The 17,138-nt window shown below is 61.9% G+C and carries 14 protein-coding genes; 6 read left to right on the forward strand and 8 right to left on the reverse strand.

What is annotated here, in order from left to right:
• Position 1 precedes the first annotated feature (1 nt).
• Together ABCR88_RS22005 and ABCR88_RS22010 are read left to right on the forward strand one after the other, a co-directional pair.
• Positions 2 to 1,132, forward strand: coding sequence for a carbon-nitrogen hydrolase family protein (locus ABCR88_RS22005; protein ID WP_350403556.1), 1,131 nt, complete (start codon positions 2 to 4; stop codon positions 1,130 to 1,132).
• A 4-nt stretch (positions 1,133 to 1,136) separates the two neighbouring features.
• Entirely contained in the window at positions 1,137 to 2,177 is a 1,041-nt protein-coding gene (locus ABCR88_RS22010; protein ID WP_041119131.1) for an AraC family transcriptional regulator, read from the forward strand.
• Positions 2,178 to 2,206: 29 nt separating this feature from the next.
• On the opposite strand, the gene ABCR88_RS22015 is transcribed toward ABCR88_RS22010, so the two are convergent.
• Positions 2,207 to 2,332, reverse strand: coding sequence for a hypothetical protein (locus tag ABCR88_RS22015; protein ID WP_011062261.1), 126 nt, complete (start codon positions 2,330 to 2,332; stop codon positions 2,207 to 2,209).
• 214 nt (positions 2,333 to 2,546) lie between these two features.
• Between ABCR88_RS22015 and ABCR88_RS22020 the strand changes: the two genes are divergently transcribed.
• A complete protein-coding gene (locus ABCR88_RS22020; protein ID WP_041119133.1) occupies positions 2,547 to 3,635 on the forward strand; it encodes a hypothetical protein in 1,089 nt (362 codons plus the stop codon).
• Between the two features lie 11 nt (positions 3,636 to 3,646).
• Here ABCR88_RS22020 and ABCR88_RS22025 read toward each other — a convergent pair whose 3' ends face one another.
• Positions 3,647 to 4,117, reverse strand: coding sequence for a MarR family transcriptional regulator (locus ABCR88_RS22025; protein WP_041119135.1), 471 nt, complete (start codon positions 4,115 to 4,117; stop codon positions 3,647 to 3,649).
• A 160-nt stretch (positions 4,118 to 4,277) separates the two neighbouring features.
• On the opposite strand from ABCR88_RS22025, the gene aceE reads away from it, so the two are divergent.
• Positions 4,278 to 6,953, forward strand: coding sequence for a pyruvate dehydrogenase (acetyl-transferring), homodimeric type (aceE, locus tag ABCR88_RS22030; RefSeq protein WP_350022983.1), 2,676 nt, complete (start codon positions 4,278 to 4,280; stop codon positions 6,951 to 6,953).
• 5 nt (positions 6,954 to 6,958) lie between these two features.
• Here aceE and ABCR88_RS22035 read toward each other — a convergent pair whose 3' ends face one another.
• Both ABCR88_RS22035 and ABCR88_RS22040 read right to left on the reverse strand, forming a co-directional pair.
• Positions 6,959 to 7,804 carry a DUF2242 domain-containing protein gene (locus ABCR88_RS22035; RefSeq protein ID WP_350403557.1) on the reverse strand — a complete coding sequence of 282 codons (846 nt, stop codon included), beginning with the start codon at positions 7,802 to 7,804 and terminating at the stop codon, positions 6,959 to 6,961.
• Between the two features lie 92 nt (positions 7,805 to 7,896).
• Positions 7,897 to 8,796, reverse strand: coding sequence for a LysR family transcriptional regulator (locus tag ABCR88_RS22040; RefSeq protein ID WP_325985009.1), 900 nt, complete (start codon positions 8,794 to 8,796; stop codon positions 7,897 to 7,899).
• A 124-nt stretch (positions 8,797 to 8,920) separates the two neighbouring features.
• Here ABCR88_RS22040 and ABCR88_RS22045 point away from each other — a divergent pair, with 124 nt between their 5' ends.
• Positions 8,921 to 10,126 carry an MFS transporter gene (locus tag ABCR88_RS22045; protein ID WP_350403558.1) on the forward strand — a complete coding sequence of 402 codons (1,206 nt, stop codon included), beginning with the start codon at positions 8,921 to 8,923 and terminating at the stop codon, positions 10,124 to 10,126.
• A 58-nt stretch (positions 10,127 to 10,184) separates the two neighbouring features.
• Here ABCR88_RS22045 and ABCR88_RS22050 read toward each other — a convergent pair whose 3' ends face one another.
• Positions 10,185 to 11,063: a sterol desaturase family protein gene (locus tag ABCR88_RS22050; protein ID WP_350403559.1), complete on the reverse strand. Its 879-nt coding sequence runs from the start codon at positions 11,061 to 11,063 to the stop codon at positions 10,185 to 10,187.
• Between the two features lie 66 nt (positions 11,064 to 11,129).
• Here ABCR88_RS22050 and ABCR88_RS22055 point away from each other — a divergent pair, with 66 nt between their 5' ends.
• On the forward strand, positions 11,130 to 12,095 hold the full coding sequence (locus ABCR88_RS22055) for an AraC family transcriptional regulator ligand-binding domain-containing protein (RefSeq protein ID WP_236203525.1): 966 nt from the start codon (positions 11,130 to 11,132) through the stop codon (positions 12,093 to 12,095).
• Positions 12,096 to 12,164: 69 nt separating this feature from the next.
• Here the strand turns inward: ABCR88_RS22055 and ABCR88_RS22060 are convergent, their stop codons facing one another.
• From ABCR88_RS22060 to lon, 3 genes are all read right to left on the reverse strand, one after another.
• Entirely contained in the window at positions 12,165 to 14,036 is a 1,872-nt protein-coding gene (locus ABCR88_RS22060) for a SurA N-terminal domain-containing protein (protein WP_041119145.1), read from the reverse strand.
• Between the two features lie 226 nt (positions 14,037 to 14,262).
• Positions 14,263 to 14,535 (reverse strand): HU family DNA-binding protein, encoded by a 273-nt coding sequence (locus tag ABCR88_RS22065; RefSeq protein WP_011062271.1) that lies wholly within the window; start codon positions 14,533 to 14,535, stop codon positions 14,263 to 14,265.
• Positions 14,536 to 14,683: 148 nt separating this feature from the next.
• Complete coding sequence (gene lon / locus ABCR88_RS22070) at positions 14,684 to 17,080, reverse strand: endopeptidase La (RefSeq protein WP_011062272.1); 2,397 nt, start codon at positions 17,078 to 17,080, stop codon at positions 14,684 to 14,686.
• Positions 17,081 to 17,138 lie beyond the last annotated feature (58 nt).

Genomic DNA, 17,138 nt, shown 5'->3' on the forward strand with positions numbered 1-17,138 from the left:
CATGCGCAAACTTCTCTACATCACCCTCACCCTGGCCCTGCTTGCCGCCATCACCAGCTACGCCATCTGGACCCGTGATCGTCCAGGGGCGCACTACCTGTCGGACCTGCGTATCCAGCTCGCGGTGGACCAGGGTGTGCCTGCCGACCACGGCAACCTGCTGGCAATCCAGCCCGAGCTGTTCCCCACCGACTACCAGAGCATCGAGCGCCTGCATCGCAAGCTTGCGGCCTACATGCAGCAAGCCCGTGAAAAGGGCCTGGTCAATGACAAGACCATCGTCGTGCTGCCCGAGCATGTCGGTACCTGGCTGATGGTCAGTGGTGAAAAGAATGAGCTGTATCAGGCCACCTCTCTGAAAGAGGCAATGAACTGGCTGGCGGTGAGCAACCCGCTGCCGTTTCTCAAGGCGCTGATCAGCGCCAGGGGTGATAGCCGCCTGGACGATGCGTACCTGCGCATGAAGGCCAAGAGGATGGCTCGGGACTATCAGTCGCTGTTCGGTGGCCTGGCCAAGGAGTTTCATGTGACCCTGGTGGCCGGCAGCATCATTCTTCCAGAACCCAGTGTCAGCCAGGGCAACCTGCAGATCGGCAGCGGCGCCCTGTACAACAGCAGCCTGGTGTTTGGCAGCGATGGCCTGCCCATGGGCCAGCCCCAGCGGCAGATCTACCCGACCTATGCCGAAAGCGGCTACGTGAAGGGCGATGCCGACAAAGCGCTGGAGGTTATCGACACCCCGGCCGGGCGCCTCGGTGTGCTGATCGGCAGCGACAGCTGGTACCCCGACAACTACCGCAAGCTCAATGACCAGCACGCCCAACTGGTGGCGGTCCCGGCCTTTGTCATGGGCCGTGATGGCTGGGACAAACCCTGGCGCGGATACAAGAGCATCGCCACCCCCAGCGAAGTCAGCCTCAAGCCCGAGGAAGTCAGCGAGGGGGAGGCCTGGCATCGCCTGACTCTGACTGCGCGTGCACCCAGCAGCCTGGCCAGCGCCGGGGTCAGCGTGTTCCTGCGCGGCCAGTTCTGGGGCCAACGTAGCAGTGGCCAGAGTTTCATCAACAGCAACGGCCAGACCTTTGCCGACGACGGCAACCGCGGCGCCCGCCTGCTGAACATCTGGTTGTAGGCCAATGAAAACCCCACCGATGCGCCTGGGCGACTTGTCGGTGGGCTTCGTCCATAGCCTGGTGGACGCGGTCCTCAGCTACGGGCAGGACCCCACCCCCCTGCTGGAACAGTACGCCCTGGACGCCGCGCGCCTGGGCGAAGCCGGAGCGCGGCTGTCAATCCCGCGCTACATGCGCCTGGGCCACGGGGCGATCCAGCTGACCGGAGACCCGGCCCTGGGCTTGCGCATGGGCCGCCTAAGCCGGCTGAGCCAGGTCGGCCTGGCCGGAGTGACCGCAGCCCAGGCCCCCACCGTGCGCGAAGCCGCCCGCTGCCTGATCCGCTTCGAAGCTCTGTATGGCTCCAACTATCGCGGCCAGTCGAGCTTTCACGAGGATGCCAGCGGCGCCTGGCTGTGCTTCTACTCCATCAGCCCGTACAACGCCTACAACCGCTTCGTGGTGGACTCGATCATCTCCGGCTGGCTGCAGCAGTTGTCCAGCGTCGCCGACCAGGCGATCCACGCCGAACAGATCGATATCGAATTCCAGCGCCCGGATTACCACGAGGCCTATGCGGTGCTCGGCCCCACGCCTATCCAGTTCGGCGCCGAACAGAACCAGCTGCGCCTGAGCCAGGCCAGCCTGGGCCTGCGCAACCCGCAGCATTGCCCGAGCACCTGGCGGCATCTGGTGCAGTTGTGCGAGAGAGAACTGGAACAACTGACCCGCACCCGCAGCCTGCGCGAACGCATCATTCAGATGCTGGGGCCGTTGCTCAATGGCGGCCGCGAGCCGGACCTGGAAGAAGTGGCGATGCGCCTGAAGCTGCCGACCTGGACCCTGCGGCGCAAGCTGGCGGAAGAAGGGACGCAGTTCCGGGCGATTCTCAATGACACCCGCCGCGACCTGGCCATGACCTACATTCGCGATACTGAACTGGCGTTCGGGGAGATAGCCTATCTGCTGGGCTTTGCCTCAGCCGAGGCGTTTCAACGGGCCTTCAAGCGCTGGAATGGCCAGACCCCCGGGGATTTTCGCCGCAGTCACCGACAACTCGGCTAGAGAAACGGTAAAAAAAAACGCCATCGGCGTTACAGCTCGGTGGCGTCTTCTGCAGGCTCCAGAGGATCCAGCTCGAAAGCCTGATACTCCAGCAGTTCCTCTTGGTATTCGTCCATGGCGGACTCCTTTTTCCGTTGTTGAAAAACCTTGTTCAATAGCCCTGTGCCTAATGACCATCGGGATCAGCATAAAGTGCCGGGATGACAGAAAAAATACTACCCCCCAGGTCAGGATTTCTATCATTAAAACGTAACAGCCCGTGAGGAATTTAACCCTCGAACACAGATGCAACTGCAATGATTGCAATTGCAATCATATTTGCCGATCCGTTAGGGTAGCCGCTCTCCCCCCTTGCGGACGGCGCCGAGCATGAACCCATCCTCACTTTTCCCCACTCGCCACCAGGCCCTCGCGCAACAGGCGGCCCAGGCCTGCCTGGACCTGCTCAGGAGCGCCCGCCCCCCTGGCGGTTCGCCACTCAACACCGTGCTGGAGATGGCCAATACCCTGGAGCTGGACCGGCACACCGCACGCCAGTCCTTTGTGGTGCGCAGCCACGGTGCACCACAAAGGAGTACCCGGATCAGCGCCTGGCCATTGTGGTTCTCCACCGATAGCGCGGAAAAACCCCTGCTCTATCTGCACCGCTGCAGTTCTTCGGCGCAGTTGTGCGCGGTCAGCGCCGAGACCGCGGCGCGGGGCATCCTGTGCAACGACAGTGAGACCCAAGCCTCCCCATGGCCCAAGGGTGCCGACCCGTCACTGGCGTTGTGGCTGGCCCACAACCCACACTGCCTGCCATTCGACCCGGCCACTGGCGCAGAGGCCGAGGCGATTGTCCTGGAGGCCCTGCAACGCCTGTATATCGAGGGCCAGCCAGGCTTCTACTACCTGGCCCTGCATGACCATGAGCTGCAACTGGAACTGACGCCCGAGCAACGGCAAGCCGCATTGCAGGGCATGTACAAGGTGACGGACATCACTGCCCACCCAGCGGCGGGGCGCGTGCGCCTGCTGGGCGCCGGCCGGGCGTTTGCCCAGGTCAGGGCCGCGGCGGATCTGCTGCAGCGTGATTGGAAGGTGGCCAGCCAGCTCTGGAGTTGCCCCAGCTACACCCGCCTGGCGCGGGAAGCGGCTACGGCGCAGCATTGGAATCGCCTGCATCCTGGGCAGGAGAAGCGCGGCTCACACCTGCAGCGCTGCCTGGCGGATGACTCGGCGCCCGTGATTGCAGTGACTGGCTACGGCCAGGCGGTGGCCGAACAGCTACGCCCTCACCTCAAGGCCGAGCTGGTGGCCCTGGGCACCGACTCCTTCGATGCCGCCCGCGACCCGCGACGCGGCCACTGCCCCGAGGCTCGCTGGATCGCCGTGCTGGCACTCAAGAGCCTGGCAGACGCTGGGCAATTGCCCATGCAATGCGTGGAACAGGCCATGGCGACCTATGGCCTGCCCTGACGGTGCCGGGCTCAGCCCCTGGAGCCTGTGTCGCCACCGTTGGCCGCCGCCCTGGCCAGGGTCGCGGTGCGTTCCAGGGCATCGGCAAAGGCGTGTTTCTGCTCGCTGTCCAGTTGCGAGAGAAACAGCTCGGCCACTGTCGCCTCGTAGATTTTCCACATCTTCTTGCGCAGCTTGCGCCCTTCGTCGGTGATGCTGACAAAGGCCGCGCGACCATCGCCCTCACAGCGCGAGCGCTGCACCAGGCCGTCTTTTTCCAGGCGGTCCACCAGGCGTGTGAGGTTGTAGCGCTCGATGGCCAGCACATCGGCCAATTCGTGCATGCGCCGAGTACCTTCGGCGCCGCTTTCCAGGCCCCAGAGGGCGTCGTACCAGGCATACGCCGGCAAGCCGGCCTGGGACAGGCGGCGCTCGATTTCGCGAATCACCGTCCGGTGAGCCCTGACAAAACGGAACCAGACATCGGGCTCTTTTGAAGACATGCCACACCATCCGAAGGTTTGAAGAAGGGTTGCAATAGTAGCGCATGCCGGGATAGATTCGGCCATGTAGTTGCAATTGCAATTACTTTTCTCAGCGCCGAGTACCTTCCGATTCCACAAGAATCCACGCGCTGGAACCCCGCCCAACACGGAGCCAGGTATGACCCAGAACAACAGTGCAACCCTCGATAACGATCCCCAGGAAACCCGCGAATGGCTCGACTCTCTGGAGTCGGTGCTGACGGTGGAAGGTCGCCCGCGGGCCCATTACCTGATCGACCAGTTGCTGGATTTCGACGTGGCACGCCACGGCGACTTCCATGGCCGGGTGACCACGCCCTATATCAACACCATTGCCCCCGAGCGGCAGCTGCCCTACCCCGGCGACCTGGAAACCGAGCGCAAGCTCAACGCGATGATCCGCTGGAACGCCATGGCCATGGTGCTGCGCGCCGGCAAGCATTCGGGCGTGGGCGGCCACATCGCCACCTATGCTTCGGCAGCCGTGCTCTACGACGTGGGTTTCGATCATTTCTTCCGCGGCCGCAGCGACAGCTTCGACGGTGACATGGTGTACATCCAGGGCCACTCCTCCCCAGGCATCTACGGCCGCGCCTACCTGGAAGGCCGGATCAGCGCCGCCCAGCTCGACAACTTCCGCCGCGAGGCCGACGGCCAGGGCATTTCCTCCTATCCGCACCCCAGGCTGATGCCGGACTTCTGGCAGTTCCCCACTGTTTCCATGGGCCTGGGGCCGATCACCGCGGCCTACCAGGCGCGTTTCATGCGCTACCTGGAACTGCGCGGTCTCAAGCAGCACCAGGGGCGCAAGGTCTGGGCCTTCCTCGGCGACGGCGAAATGGACCAGCCCGAATCCCTGGCGGCGATTTCCCTGGCCGGGCGGGAGAAACTCGACAACCTGATCTTCGTCGTCAACTGCAACCTGCAACGCCTCGATGGCCCGGTACGGGGCAACGCCAAGGTCATCCAGGAGTTCGAAAGCCTGTACCGCGCCGCCGGCTGGAACGTGATCAAGGTGATCTGGGGCAGCGGCTGGGACGCGCTGCTGGAGAAGGACCGCAGCGGCCTGCTGCGCCAGCGCATGATGGAGTGCGTGGATGGCGACTATCAGAACTACAAGTCGCAAAACGGCGCCTATGTGCGCGAGCATTTCTTCGGCAAGTATCCGCAATTGCTGGAGCTGGTGGCCGACCTCTCGGACGAGCAAATCTGGAAGCTCTCCCGGGGCGGCCACGACCCGCTCAAGGTCTACAACGCCTATGCCGCCGCAGTACGCCACAGCGGCCGGCCCACGGTGATCCTGGCGAAAACCGTCAAGGGCTTCGGCATGGGCGAGGCCGGCGAAGGCCAGAATATCAACCACCAGTTGAAGAAGATGGGGGCCGAGGCAGTGAAGGCCTTCCGTGATCGCTTCGAACTGCCGGTCAGCGATGAGCAACTGGCTGAAATGCCCTACCTCAAGCCCGCGGCGGACAGTACGGAAGGCCGTTACTTCGCAGCCTGTCGCAGCCGCCTGGGGGGCTATGTACCGGCTCGCTACAACGACTGCGCACCGCTGCAGATCCCGGCCCTGGAAGCCTTCGCCACCCAGCTCAAGGACACCGGCGACCGGGCGATCTCCACCACCATGGCCTTCGTGCGCATTCTCGGCACCCTGCTCAAGGACCCGCAGATCGGCAAGCGGGTGGTGCCGATCGTGCCTGACGAGTCGCGTACCTTCGGCATGGAAAGCCTGTTCCGCCAGATCGGCATCCACTCGGCGGTGGGCCAGCTCTATACCCCACAGGATGCCGGGCAACTGAGCTACTACAAGGAGAGCAAGGACGGCCAGATCATGCAGGAGGGCCTGAACGAATCCGGGGCGATTTCCTCATGGATCGCCGCCAGTACCTCCTACAGCAACCACCAGGTCATGACCCTGCCCTTCTACATCTTCTATTCGATGTTCGGCTTCCAAAGGATCGGTGACCTGGCCTGGGCCGCCGGCGATGCGCGGGCCCGGGGCTTCCTGCTGGGCGCCACTTCCGGGCGCACCACGCTGATGGGCGAAGGCCTGCAGCACGACGACGGCCACAGCCATATCCTCGCCTCGGTGATCCCCTGCTGCATCTCCTACGACCCGACCTTCGCCTATGAACTGGCGGTGATCATCCATGAAGGCATGCAGCGCATGTATGTGCAGCAGGAGGATGTGTATTACTACATCACCCTGCTCAACGAAAACTACCCGCAACCGGCCATGCCCGAAGGTGCTCGCGAAGGCATTCTCAAGGGCTTGTACCGCTTCAGCTCAAGCACCGCCCAGGGCGCCAAAGCCCCGCGGGTGCAACTGATGGGCAGCGGCTCGATCCTGCGCGAGGTGATCGCCGCCGGGCAGCTGCTGGAGAAGGACTTCGGGGTGCAGAGCGACATCTGGAGTGCCACCAGCCTCACCGAACTGCGCCGCCAGGGCCTGGCGGCGGAGCGCTGGAACCTGCTGCATCCGCAGCAGCCTCGGCGAGCGGCCTATGTCGAGCAATGCCTGGAAGGCCATCAAGGCCCGCTGGTAGTGGCCACCGACTACATGAAGCTGTTCGCCGACCAGATCCGCCCCTTCGTCGAGGGTCGGCGCTTCGTCGCCCTGGGCACCGACGGCTTCGGCCAGTCCGATACCCGGGAAAACCTGCGGCAGTTGTTCGAGGTGGACCGGCATTTCATCGCCCTGGCGGCGTTGAAAGCCCTGGCCGATGACGGGGAGATACCCTACAGCCAGGTCGGCGAAGCCTTGAGCCGGTATCAGATCGACGCTGAAAAAGTCGACCCCAGCTCGGTCTAGGAGCCTTAGTGCCCGCTGCTCGGAAGGGCCGGAATCGGCTCGCTGGGCGGCGGCAGGTTGCTGGCCGGTGGCGGCGTGACGGTTTGCGTGGCGGGCGCTGGCTCGCTGCTGGCTGCCGGCACTATCGGCGCCGCCTCGGCCGGAGGAGCCAGGGGTTGCGAGAGCGCAGGCTCAGGCTCGGTGGCGGGTGCCGGCGCGGCCACAGGGGCAGGCTCGACCACTGGCTGCGCCTTGGGCTCGGGCTTGGCTGGCGCCTCGGGCTTGTTCTCGGGAACCCCGAGGTCGGCCTTGGGTTTCTCTTCGATATGCGCCGCCTTCTTCGCTTCCTGGGGCAGGAACAACTCCACCAGGGCGAAATAGCGGTCATAGAACTTGGCCGAGGACACGGTTTCGCTGGCCACCTTGACCATCGAATCATCGGTAGAGCCGATCGGCATCGACACCGAGCCCAACACGCCCACGCCGAGGCTGGCCGAGTTGTTCACCTTCTTCAGCGCATAGCGGTCCTGCAGGGCGTTGGCGAACATCGTCGAACGCTGGTCGCCGCTGCCGTCCTGGGCACAAACCACGTTGAAGCTGATTTCCAGGTGGGTCTCACCGGTCTGCTGGAAGCTCTTGTGGCCGCTGACCAGCTTCGGATCGTTGCTGGTGATGATGTAGCCCTGGCTGAGCAGGGCACGCCGCGCGGCCTCACAGGAGGCGGCATCGCTCACCGGGTAATTGCGCGAAAACGTGCCGGAATCATCGAAGCTTTCGTGCTCGTAGATGGCGGTCTTGTGCGACGAACAGCCGGCCACCGCAGACAGCAGCAACACCCCGGCCGTGGCGCGCAGATGAAATGATTTAAACATCGAGAATCCTGAGGAAAACGCTCCGGCGCGTATTGTGCAACAGATCAGCGTCCCGCAGCGCGGGTAATTGGTGCCTTAAATTTCTCATCAGTTTACTGACCACTGTTTGCCGGAAAAAGTCGCTCGCTCAAGTGCTCGATCAACACCCGCAGCTTGGCCGCTGCATGCCGGCTCGAAGGCCACAACACCCAGAAGGCGCCGTTGTGCTCCAGGTATGGGTCGAGCACGGTTTGCAACTCGCCACGGCGCACCGCGGCCTGGACCATGAAGTCCGGCAGGCAGGCAATGCCCAGCCCGCTGCGCGCCGCGTGCTCCACTGCCTCGATGGAGCTGCTGGTCAGGCGAGTGGGCAGCACCGGCTCCGACGCATCCGCTTGAACCTTGAAGGGCCAGGCCTCGAGCTTGCCGGTGTGGTGAAAGGTATGCCGCAGGCAGGAATGACTGCGCAATTCCTGCGGGGTCTGCGGCACGCCGCGCTGCTGGAAATAGCCGGGGCTGCCCACTAGCACCATGCGAAAGCGCCCCAGCTGCCGGGCCAGCAACCGCGAGTCCTTGGGGTTGCCGGTGCGCACTACCAGGTCGAAACCCTCTTCCACCACATCCACCATGCGATCGGAGAGGTCGATATCCAGCTCGATCTGCGGATAGCGTTGCATGAACTCGGCCAGTACCGGCATCAACAACCCATGGACCTGCGGCGCGCTGACCCGCAGCTTGCCCACCGGCGCGCTGGAAGAGTCACATAGCTGGAACTCCGCCACCTCGACTTCGGCGGCGATCCTGCGGCAGCGTTCGAGGAATCCGGCGCCTTCGGCGGTGAGGCTGATGCTGCGGGTGGTGCGATGAAACAGACGAGTCTCCAGGCGCTCCTCCAGACGGGCGATACTTTTGCCAACCGCCGAAGAAGAGACTCCCAGAAGGCGCCCCGCTTCGGTGAAGCTGCGGGTTTCCGCCACCTGCATAAACACCGGGATACTGCCGAGCCAGTCCATCGCGTCGCTCCGAAATTAAGGACACCTGTGTCCGATAAGTTCGGAACCTTAGCCTATTTTTCCGCCATGAACAGCGCCCTACCCTAGGCCCCTCACTTCCGAACCCACCCATCGGGGCCTTTCCATGAGCAATTGCGTCAATGCCTGCGAACCCTTGCAAGTACCTGCCACAACCCACGAACGCCTACCTGTCGGCGGTCTGCTGGCCCTGGCAACTGCCGGGTTCATCACCCTGATGACCGAAACCCTGCCCGCCGGCCTGCTACCGCAGATGAGTGCCGACCTGGGCGTGTCTGCAGCGCTGATCGGCCAACTGGTGACCGTCTACGCCCTGGGCTCACTGCTGGCGGCCATTCCGCTGATCCTCCTCACCCAAGGCTGGCGCCGCCGGCCCCTACTGCTGATCGCCATCGGCGGTTTCGCCGTGGTCAACAGCATCACGGCCCTCTCCACCGAATACAGCCTGATCCTGGTGGCGCGCTTCTTTGCCGGAGTCTTCGCCGGCTTGCTCTGGGCCCTAGTGGCAGGTTATGCCAGCCGCATGGTGGCGCCACACTTGCAGGGGCGGGCGATTACCCTGGCCATGCTCGGCGCGCCGCTGGCGCTGTCGGTGGGCATGCCCGCCGGGACCTGGCTGGGCGCCCTGCTGGGCTGGCGCATGAGTTTCGCCGTGATGACTGTGCTGACCCTGGGCCTGATCGGCTGGGTACTGGTGCAAGTGCCGGATTTCCCCGGGCTGCGGGCGCAGAAGCGCCTGTCGCTGAGTCGTGTCCTGACCCTGCCGGGGATCCGGCCGGTGCTGTTCGTGACCTTCGCCTATGTGCTGGGCCACAACATTCTCTACACCTACATCGCGCCTTTTCTTGAGCCGGCCGGGCTTGGCGGGGAAATCGAGCGGGTGTTGCTAGTGTTCGGCCTGGCCGCCTTGCTGAGCATCTGGCTGGTGGGCCTGCTGATCGACCACTGGCTGCGTGAGCTGGTACTGGCCAGCTGTCTGCTGTTTATCGGCTCGACCCTGCTGCTGGGCCTGCTCGGCGACCGGCCACTGGCAATCTATGGGGCAATCGCTATCTGGGGGCTGTCCTTTGGCGGCATGGCCACCTTGCTGCAGACTGCGCTGGCCAAGGCCGCTGGAGAGCACGCCGATACCGCGCAGTCGATGCTGGTGACCTTGTGGAACCTGGCAATCGCCGGTGGCGGCCTAGGCGGCGCATTGCTGCTGCAGGGGCCGGGCGTGGCCACCTTCCCCTGGGTGATTACCGCCCTGTTGCTGGTGACCTTGCTGGTGGCGATGAACGCCCGGCGCCAGGGCTTCCCTGCCCGAGCTTAAAATCCGGCGCCCGGCTCGGGTGGCCGGGGCTCCAGCACCAGGGCTCGTGAAAGAATGACTAGCCTTGCGAAGCAGGGTTCGCCGGCAAGGCGCCCTCTACCTTCGCCCCTGCACTGGAGCGGGCTTTACGGCTGCGTACCAGCGGCCAGAACAACTCTTGCGTCCAGCTCACGGGTACCAAGTGTTCGATGCCATAGGCAACGGGCCGGCGCCGAGTGATCTTCGCCGTACCAAACAGCACATCCCAGAGGAACAGTAGGTTGCCGAAGTTGCCCTTGTAATGGGTCACACCATCCTCGGCGCTCAGGCCGTGGTGCGCCGAATGGGTGGACGGCGTAGAAAAGACCCGCTCCAGCAACCACATCAGCGGCCGCAGAAAACCGATGCGGTACAGCTTGTCATCCCAGGCCACACTGCTGTGAGCGGCGAAGATCACCGTCATCTTGAGAATCAGGTAACCGTAGTAGACCGGAGCCAGCCCCAGATAAATCAGTACTCCCGAGAACCAGATGCCGGGCATCAGCAGGTAATAGAAGCTGTTGTTGCGGTAGACGATGCGAATGCTCATGTAGGGCGCCGAATGGTGCGCGCGATGCAACGCGTACAGCGCCGGTACGCGGTGGGTCAAGCGGTGCCACCAGTACTGGGTCATGTCATCGAAGACCAGGAACAGCAGCAGGCCGAGTACCCAGGGGATCTGTGCCAGTGCTCCCTTTGCTTCGGGTAGCGATAGCTGCATGAGCGCGCCGCTGGCCCACATCACCAGGGGAAAGGTCACACCGAGCAACAGGCTTGAGCCCACCGCCTCGATCAACACATCACGGCGCTGGCCGCGAGGTTGGCCAAAGGCCGAACAGGTGATTTCCAGGAGGATGAAAAACACAAAGATCGCCGAAACGATCAGCAGCGGGTTGTTGGTCAGCAGGTCGTGGTTCATGGCATTCTCGCTCTTATCCTTGTGGGCATCGCCCCACCATTAGAGATCAGCAAGGCAGCCCGCTCTATGCGCGAACTGGACAGAATTCCGCGAGATCCGGCCAAGGGCATGACCCCGCGTTTCCATCGCGGGCGCCTGGGTGAAGTCCTGCAACGCTTTCTCGATGACCAGAACACCGGCCCCCAGCAGGACTACAACCTGCTGCAGCTGGAGCAGCTGTGGCGCGCCGCGGCAGCGCTGGAGCCGGCCATCGGCCTCAAGCTGTTCGAACGCTTCACCCCCCAGGACTGGCACGTGATCGCCCACGCCAGCCTGTACTGTCCGGATGTCGCCGCGTCCATGGCGTTCTGGGTGCGCTACGCGCCCTTGGGTTCGGATACCGACCGGGTACAGCTGGTGGCGGATACCCGGGGGGCCGGTGTCGAGGTTGATATCGACACATCGGCGCCACTCGGCCGCTACCTGATCGAGCACTATGGCGTCATGTCCATCACTCAGTTGCGCCGTGGCACCGGCCTTGCGGTGCAGCCGGTACTGGCCTGCTTCAGCCATCCACGCCCGGCCTATCACGCGCAGTACCATCACTGGTTCGGCGAGCGGATCGAATTCGATTGCCCGGCCAACCGTTTCTACTTCGACCCGCAAACCCTGCAACTGCCGCTGCAAACCCGCCACGCCGGCATGCTGGAACTGCTGAGCGAGGAGCTGGATCGACGGGTGGCCCTGCACCGGCGACAGAGCGGTTGGGCCGCCAAGGTGGCAGCGGCTTGTCGCCGGGCCCTGGCCGCCGGCCACTCACCAACCCTGGAAAGCCTTTGCGCGCAACTGCATCAAACCCCGCGAACGCTTCGGCGACGCCTGGAGGAACAGGGGTTGAGCTTTCGCGAATTGCTCGACCAGACCCGCGCCGAGCTGGAAATGCACCTGCAACTGCAAGGCGAATCCCGGGCCCAGATTGCCCTGCAGTTGGGCTACAACGATCAGGCGGCCTACCTGCATGCACGCAAACGCTGGAAGAACGCCCTTGGCTGAAGTTTTTTCCAGCCCAAAAAAAGACCCCGGCATTGCGGCCGGGGTCTTTTCAACACTGTGGGTCAGACATCAGTAACGCTTGATGTCCGCCTGGTTTTCCAGCTGCTTGCGGTAGGCGGCAAAGTCTTGCTGCCCTACCCGCGAGGCCAGGAAGCGACGGTATTGAGCCTTCTCTTCCTCGGTCGGCGCAGCGGCTTCGTTGACACCATTGAGCTGCAGCACCAACAGGTTGCCATTAGGCAGGGTCACGCTGGTGAAGGTCGGTTTGTCCTTGGACTCAGGCTTGGTCATGCGGAACAGCGCCTGCAGCACGGTCGGATCGATCCCCTCCTGGCCACGGGTCACGGCGTGCGCGACTTTCCAGTCCTGGCCATCCACCGGCTTGTTCAGCGCGGTCTTGCCGTCACGCAGGCTGGTGATCAGCTCTTCAGCCTTGGTCTTGGCCGCGGCACTGGCGTGCTCTTTGGCCAATTGCGTGCGAATGGCACTGGCAACGCTTTCCAGTGGCAGTTGCTCAGGTTTGCGGTGTTCCTTGGCACGCAGCACTACCACGGTTTCCGGGTCCAGTTCGATGGCGGTGCTATTGGCACCCTCATCGAGGACTTCGGTGCTGAACGCCGCTTGTACCACGGCGCGGTTGGCTGCGATGCCGTCACCACCTTCACGGCCGAATGGCGCGGAAGTGTGGACAGTCAGCTTCAGGTCCTGGGCCGGTTGTGCCAGATCGGACGCTTCGAACGACGAGTCTTCCAGTTGCTTGGTGGCCTCGACGAAACGCTGCTCGACCTGCTGGGTCTTCAGATCCCGGGTCAGCTTGCCCTTGAGGCTGGCGAAGCTTGGCACTTCCGGCGCTTCGACACCCAGCAGCTTGATCAGGTGGAAACCGAAGTCGGTACGTACCGGCGCCGATACCTGGTCCTTGTTCAAGGCGTACAGGGCTTTCTCGAAGGTTGGATCATAGACGCCAGGACCTGCGAAACCCAGGTCGCCGCCGTTGCTGGCCGAACCCGGGTCCTGGGAGAACTCCTTGGCCAATGCCTCGAAGCTTTCGCCCTTGGCCAGACGTGCCTGGATCTCTTCGATCTTGGCCTTGGCCTGGGCCTCATTCACCTTGTCATTGACTTCGATGAGGATGTGCGCGGCGCGGCGTTGCTCGGACAGGTTGGCAATTTCCTTCTGATACAGCGCTTGCAGGTCCTCGTCCTTGACGCTGACCTGATCGAAGAAGGCGGCCTTCTTCAATTCGATGTAATCAATCACCACCTGGTCCGGAGTCATGAACTCCTTGGCGTGCTGGTCGTAGTACGCCTTGACCTCGTCGTCGGTCAGCTTGACCGCTGCCGGGTCGGCCTTGATGGTCAGGGAAGCGAAATCACGGGTCTGCTTTTCCAGACGGGCGAATGCCAGCACCTGGGCGTCGGTGACAAAACCGCTGCCTGCCAGACCGGCGCGTACCTGGCCGATCAGCATTTCCTGAGTCAGCATCTGGCGAAATTGCAGGCGGGTGTAACCCAGTTGACGGATCACCTGGTCGAAACGCTCGGGGCTGAACTTGCCATCAACCTGGAACTCCGGCGTTTGCAGAATGACCTGGTCCAGCGCACCTTCGGAGAACGCGAACTTGGAATCCTGCGCACCTTGCAGCAACAGCTTGCGATCGATCAGCCCTTTGAGAGCAGCTTCGCGCAGCATCTTCTCGTCCAGCAGGGAGGCATCGAAGTCTTTGCCCAGCTGCTGCATCAACTGACGACGTTGCATGTCGACGGCCTGGCTCAACTCGTTCTGAGTGATTTCCTCACCGTTGACCTTGGCCGCGTCCTGATTGTGGGTAGTGGCCTTGAAAATGGCATCGAATCCCGTCAACGCCAACAACGCGACGATAACCCCGATGATGGTTTTGGCAATCCAGCCTTGTGAATTGTCCCTGATATTCTGCAGCATGCGTCCCCCAGAAACGGTTGTACTTCAATTTGAGCAACCGTGGAGCGTGGGTAGAGTCCGGATAGAAGAAAGGCGCATCCGAGGATGCGCCTTCTCGTAACTGGCGGAGCGGACGAAGGTTAAACCCGCGACCCTCGGCGTGAACCGGTGGTAGACCGGTTGACTAGCGCCCCGCTGCCAGATCAGGCATGACCCCGACCCGGATGGGCAAAGACCCTGAAGAAACTTAGTTAACGGCTTCTTTCAGTGCTTTACCGGCTTTGAAACCTGGCTTTTTAGCAGCAGCGATTTCCAGAGTCTTACCGGTCTGTGGGTTACGACCGATACGCGCTGGACGATCAGTTACGGAGAAAGTACCGAAACCAACCAGCACCACAGAGTCACCGGCCTTCAGAGCGCCAGTAACGGATTCGATTACTGCGTCCAGCGCACGGCCAGCAGCAGCTTTCGGGAGATCAGCAGATGCAGCGATAGCATCAATCAGTTCCGACTTGTTCACTCTAAGTCCCCTTATATATCTATGAGTATGATTCTAAGTTTTTTGGTGAAAGCAAAAACGAGTGCTGAATGGCCTACAGACACTTAAGAGCCGCTTTATAACAAGGGCTCTAAAAAGCTGTCAAGGAAGCCCCCCAGGCTAATGCGTACTAATGCGTGCTAATTCTTTCCTTAGAGTCAGACTCGCGTTTTTCGTCCTTTGCGACTATCTCGGGAGCCACATCCGGCAAGGGCTCCGGCGCGTATTGCAGCGCAATTTGCAGGACTTCGTCAATCCATTTAACCGGTTTAATCTGCAGATCCTGCTTGATATTGTCAGGAATTTCTTTCAAATCGCGAACATTCTCTTCCGGAATGATCACTGTCTTGATTCCACCCCGATGAGCGGCGAGTAATTTCTCTTTCAACCCGCCGATAGCCAATACCTGACCACGCAGAGTGATCTCGCCCGTCATTGCCACATCAGCCCGCACCGGAATACCGGTCAGCGCCGAAACCAGCGCCGTGCACATGCCTACACCCGCGCTGGGGCCGTCTTTCGGGGTCGCCCCTTCAGGCATGTGGATGTGGGTGTCGCGCTTCTCGTGGAAGTCCAGGGGAATGCCCAGGCTCTTGGCCCGGCTGCGCACCACGGTCAGTGCCGCAGTGATCGACTCGACCATCACATCGCCCAGGGAACCGGTCTTGATCAACTGGCCCTTGCCCGGAACCACAGCGGCTTCGATGGTCAGCAGTTCACCGCCCACTTGAGTCCATGCCAACCCGGTCACCTGACCGATCTGGTCTTGCTGCTCGGCCAGGCCGTAGCGGAATTTGCGCACGCCGAGGAAGTGCTCCAGCAGGTCGGAAGTGACCTTCACCGAGAAGCGTTTTTCCATCGCATGCTCTTTCACCGCCTTGCGGCAGACCTTGGCAATCTGCCGCTCCAGACCGCGTACACCGGCCTCGCGGGTGTAGTAGCGAATGATGTCGCGGATCGCATCCGGCTCGAATTCCAGCTCGCCCTTTTTCAGGCCGTTGGCCTGAATCTGCTTGGGCGAGAGGTACTTGACCGCGATGTTGATCTTCTCGTCCTCGGTGTAGCCAGGCAGACGAATCACCTCCATCCGGTCCAGCAAGGCCGGCGGGATATTCATCGAGTTGGAGGTGCAGAGGAACATCACATCGGACAAGTCGTAATCGACTTCCAGATAGTGATCGTTGAAATTATGGTTCTGCTCGGGGTCCAGCACCTCGAGCAATGCCGAGGCCGGGTCACCGCGCATATCGCTGCCCATCTTGTCGATTTCGTCGAGCAAGAACAGTGGGTTGCGCACCCCCACTTTTGTCATCTTTTGAATCAATCTTCCTGGCATCGAACCGATGTAAGTCCGACGATGCCCACGAATCTCCGCCTCATCACGCACGCCACCCAGGGCCATGCGTACGAACTTGCGGTTGGTAGCGTTGGCGATCGACTCCGCCAGGGAGGTCTTACCCACCCCAGGAGGCCCCACCAGACACAGTACCGGGCCACGAATCTTTTTCACCCGCTTCTGTACGGCGAGGTATTCGAGAATCCGTTCCTTGACCTCTTCCAGGCCATAGTGGTCGGCATCGAGAATATCTTCGGCACGTGCCAGATCGAGACGAACCTTGCTCTGTGCCTTCCACGGCACCTGAACCAGCCAGTCGATATAAGAGCGGACCACAGTAGCCTCGGCAGACATCGGCGACATCTGCTTGAGCTTGTTCAGTTCGGCCTGAGCCTTGGTCATCGCGTCTTTTGGCAGGCCTGCGGCATCGATACGCTTTTTCAGCTCCTCGATTTCGTTGTGCCCTTCGTCGCCATCACCCAGTTCTTTCTGAATGGCCTTCATCTGCTCATTCAGGTAGTACTCGCGCTGGCTGCGCTCCATTTGCTTCTTGACGCGACCACGGATGCGCTTTTCCACTTGCAGCAGATCGATCTCGGCGTCCAGCAATGCCAGGACATGCTCGACCCGAGCGGACAGATCGATGATCTCGAGGATTTCCTGCTTCTGCTCGATCTTCAACGCCATGTGCGCAGCCATGGTATCCACCAGGCGGCTTGGTTCATCGATGCTATTGAGGGACGACAGCACCTCTGCAGGGACTTTCTTGCCCAGTTGCACGTACTGCTCGAACTGGGACAGCAGACTGCGAACAAACACTTCCGACTCACGGTCAGGAGCATCGACTTCGTCAATCAGGGAGACTTCGGCACGGCAATGGCCATCAACTTCGCTGAAGCGCTCAACAGCACCACGCTGTTCGCCTTCAACCAATACCTTGACGGTGCCATCGGGCAATTTGAGCAACTGCAAGACAGTCGCAATGGTACCTACGCGATAGAGTGCATCTTCACCGGGATCGTCATCAGCAGGGTTTCTCTGCGCCAGCAAGAGAATCTGCTTGTCGCCCGTCATCGCTGCCTCGAGGGCTTCGATCGACTTCTCGCGCCCCACGAACAGCGGGATAACCATGTGCGGATAAACCACAACATCACGCAATGGCAGGAGAGGCAATTCGATGGTTGTCTTCATGATTTCGCCTCTACGGCGGCCGTAAGGCCGTAAACAGATGGAAGTAAGCTTGAAACCA

The sequence above is a fragment of the Pseudomonas sp. W17 genome, from assembly GCF_040268305.1.
GTDB classification, from domain to species: Bacteria; Pseudomonadota; Gammaproteobacteria; order Pseudomonadales; family Pseudomonadaceae; genus Aquipseudomonas; species Aquipseudomonas protegens.